This is a genomic window from Kamptonema sp. UHCC 0994 (assembly GCF_029167235.1).
Classification (GTDB): domain Bacteria; phylum Cyanobacteriota; class Cyanobacteriia; order Cyanobacteriales; family Microcoleaceae; genus Kamptonema.
In genome coordinates this window covers 1-2,841 of the sequence record NZ_JARFTR010000299.1, presented here as the reverse complement: position 1 = coordinate 2,841, position 2,841 = coordinate 1, and the positions used below count along the sequence as shown (strand labels likewise).

The 2,841-nt window shown below is 42.6% G+C and carries 9 protein-coding genes; 5 read left to right on the top strand and 4 right to left on the bottom strand.

The window, feature by feature from the left end:
- The 3 genes from PY364_RS26685 to PY364_RS26675 all read right to left on the bottom strand — a co-directional run.
- Nucleotides 1-211, bottom strand: a 211-nt coding sequence (locus PY364_RS26685) for a hypothetical protein (protein ID WP_275570740.1), incomplete at its 3' end; no start/stop codon positions are given.
- Nucleotides 208-426 (bottom strand): hypothetical protein, encoded by a 219-nt coding sequence (locus tag PY364_RS26680; RefSeq protein WP_275570739.1) that lies wholly within the window; start codon nt 424-426, stop codon nt 208-210. The genes PY364_RS26685 and PY364_RS26680, both read right to left, overlap by 4 nt.
- Nucleotides 426-719, bottom strand: a complete 294-nt coding sequence (locus PY364_RS26675; RefSeq protein ID WP_275570738.1) for a hypothetical protein — start codon at nt 717-719, stop codon at nt 426-428. Before PY364_RS26675 ends, PY364_RS26680 begins: the two co-directional genes overlap by 1 nt.
- Nucleotides 720-921: 202 nt before the next feature.
- Between PY364_RS26675 and PY364_RS26670 the strand changes: the two genes are divergently transcribed.
- The 5 genes from PY364_RS26670 (at nt 922) to PY364_RS26650 (ending at nt 2,740) form a co-directional block, all read left to right on the top strand.
- Nucleotides 922-1,203: a helix-turn-helix transcriptional regulator gene (locus PY364_RS26670; protein ID WP_275570737.1), complete on the top strand. Its 282-nt coding sequence runs from the start codon at nt 922-924 to the stop codon at nt 1,201-1,203.
- Between the two features lie 115 nt (nt 1,204-1,318).
- Nucleotides 1,319-1,816 (top strand): hypothetical protein, encoded by a 498-nt coding sequence (locus PY364_RS26665; RefSeq protein WP_275570736.1) that lies wholly within the window; start codon nt 1,319-1,321, stop codon nt 1,814-1,816.
- A gap of 292 nt (nt 1,817-2,108) precedes the next feature.
- Nucleotides 2,109-2,249, top strand: a complete 141-nt coding sequence (locus PY364_RS26660) for a hypothetical protein (protein ID WP_275570735.1) — start codon at nt 2,109-2,111, stop codon at nt 2,247-2,249.
- Nucleotides 2,246-2,413, top strand: coding sequence for a hypothetical protein (locus tag PY364_RS26655; RefSeq protein ID WP_275570734.1), 168 nt, complete (start codon nt 2,246-2,248; stop codon nt 2,411-2,413). The genes PY364_RS26660 and PY364_RS26655 overlap by 4 nt, the downstream gene beginning before the upstream one ends.
- 3 nt (nt 2,414-2,416) lie before the next feature.
- A complete protein-coding gene (locus tag PY364_RS26650) occupies nt 2,417-2,740 on the top strand; it encodes a hypothetical protein (protein ID WP_275570733.1) in 324 nt (107 codons plus the stop codon).
- Here PY364_RS26650 and PY364_RS26645 read toward each other — a convergent pair.
- Nucleotides 2,729-2,841: transposase (locus PY364_RS26645; RefSeq protein WP_275570741.1), on the bottom strand; the 113-nt coding region annotated here is incomplete at its 5' end. The genes PY364_RS26650 and PY364_RS26645 overlap by 12 nt on opposite strands.

Below are 2,841 nucleotides of genomic sequence, written 5' to 3'. Positions count from 1 at the left end.
TTTTATACAGTTTGTGATATCGCATCCGGTCTAAGAAGTAGCCGATACGGATGTAACTGAGAAATCCTGATTGAATTTCTGTGTCTACGTTTTTGTAGGCGACATAGGGCCATTCCCACTCAGTTTCTACTAATGCTAAATCTTCTAGGATTTTCCGTAAAGGGTTTGATTTGTTTACTGAGTTGGGGTCGATGTAAAGTGCAGGATTCATTTTGAATTAGGGGAGGAAGCGATCGCATCCAACTCCTCAATTTCGGAGAATTGAGCGTTTATGGCCTCGGTCAATGCCTCAATTAGCGCCGGGGAAAATTCAATTACAGAGAAAGTAGCGATCGCATCCTCCACACCCTCAACTTTCAGCGGCGGAACTTCCCCCGGTGCGATCGCATCCTCCAACTCCTTAACTTCCAGCGGTGGAATTTCCATCACTTCTGACTCAGTGTCCTCACCTTCTGATTCTGAACAGTCTGAACAGTCGCAATAATCGTCACAGTCAATGCAGGGATCGTTCTCACAGCATTCAGTGCTGATGCCTTCGGCGGGCGTAGCCATCGCATCCAACTCTTCTTCATGCTCAATCTAAGGAAGCTTCGAGGTCGGCATCCGTCATCAACTCCCACCCGACCGCTGGCATAAAACTGGGTGATGCGACCGATCGCTTTCTCTGGATAATGCTTGTGCGCTACTAAGTCGCCGATAGAAAACTGATTTTCAACCATAAAAGTCTCCTGCAAAGTTTCAACTAACTTTACCTATCAGTGAATTTACCTATGAGAGACTGCAACTAAGGCGCTTTACAAGTCACGTCATACCCATGTCCGGCTCGTTGAGTCGCCTTTCGTGTGTCTACCCACTAGAAACAGTTTCTAGCAAAACTTTCGATTTGTCAAGTAACTGTTTCTAGAAATAATTGCTATTATTATGAAACGGAGCCATCAGCAGTCAGAACAGCCAGAGGAGGGGTCTCCATTGAAAACACTTAGGGAGGAGCTAGACCTCTCACAAGAACAGCTTGCTCGAATTATTGGAGTTTCCTCTAAATCGGTTAGCAATTGGGAAAGAGGAGTTACCCCTGCAAGTTTAGGGCTTCCTCAAATCAAAGCTCTCAACCGTTTACTTAAATCAAAAGGAAAGTCAATCGAGGAACTGCCTGACAGTTTTGGTCCTCCCAAGCGAACTGGGAGTTCACCACCGGGGGAATAAAAGTAGCGAGGTTTTTGGATGCGGTGGCGATTCGCGTCTTACCACCATGCAGTTATGGAAATTGTTCGATCTGCTTTGATGGATGACGATTTTTAAAAACACTTAGCGATCGCACATGGTTAAACTTAAAACTACTTCTGTTTTTTGCCAATTGTCGTTGTTTGACATTTGCCAATATGAGCGATCGCGCAGCATCGATGACCGCCGTTCTGTTCCCGATAATTCGCTAACACAGCCTGAAACCCTTACTAAGCCTGTTAGCGAATTATTTCTCTCTGTTGGCGACTCCGCTGCCATTAATTCGCTAACACAGCCTGAAACCCTGACTGAGCCTGTTAGCGAATTATTTGCCCCGGCTTCCGGCTTGAGCATGGATGCTGTAAATCTTTATCACCCTGCTGGAACTGCCAAGGGTTGCCACCGATACTTCAGATTTTCATGGCGCGATCGCAACGGGGTAAATCATCAGCACATCCCCGGCGGCAATTCCACTAACCCGATTTCATCTTCCAGGGCGGCACAAGTCAGAGAGGCGATCGCCTTTGGTGCAACTGTCGAAGAAGTTCTTCATCTTATCCGCTCCTGGGGGCGATCGTCTAAGTCGAAAATTTAACTGTACTCTTCCCCCCCCTAAAAAAAAGGTGTCTGCGTAGAACTCTGGATGGTCTGACGGCGACTGTTTTTGTCGTAGTTTTTGCGGGGTTTTTAGAAAGTTTAAGATTTCAATTTGTGTTCTTATGTTCATTTGCTGTCACTAATATTGTGATTTTAGAATCTCATCTTTAATTAAAAATTGCAATATATAGTGAAAATGACAATGCGTAGTGAAAATAATTACGTATTTTCTCGGATTGTTTTATTTAAAGATTAGTTTTACTATTTCTATAATTCTTGAGGACTTTACTATGTTAGTTGAAGCCATTTTAGCTTCTGTAGTTGTGTCTGCTGCTCAACCGACAGTAACATCGACACATCCAACTACATCAACAACGATAATTGCTGAAACCTGGGAAGAAAAAGTTTGGCGGCGGCGTAGACGTGTATGAGAATTGATTACGATCGTTCTTTTGACCATCTTTTGATTTGTTGGTTTTTATTCTTAGTTCAAGGAGCTTTTATTGCTTTATTGGTTTCTTATACAGGATTTGGAGAACCACCAAAAGTAATTTTGCCTACAACTACATTACCAACTTGTGTTATTGCACCGTAAAAAATGGCTGATAATCTTCAACTTTTAGATAGGTTACTTAAGCTTTCTGATGTTAGTCAGCCTGCTTATGCTCTTGAGTCCCCTCTTGAACTTGTTTTAAGTGAGGTTGATAATCCTTACAATTGCAAAGTTAAGGTCACTCCAAGTTTGAATGTTAGTGCTTTAAAAGATGGTTCTTACTATTCCTATTTGTTAGCTCTTAAGCCTGCTGGCTATACATCTAGGGGAACTGTGCTGGTTATTGGGATGGCTATCTTAAAGCAGTTTTTGCTGAGACTGACTCTCCCGATCTCAAGACTTATGGTTCTTCCGTACTTAGTATGCTAATTCTTTAGGAAAATGCCAAAAAAGCAAAGCTCGTATTTCAAAGTTTTTAAAATTTCTAAACCCGAATCCACTGCGTTTTAACAGCTTTAACTTATTATTAA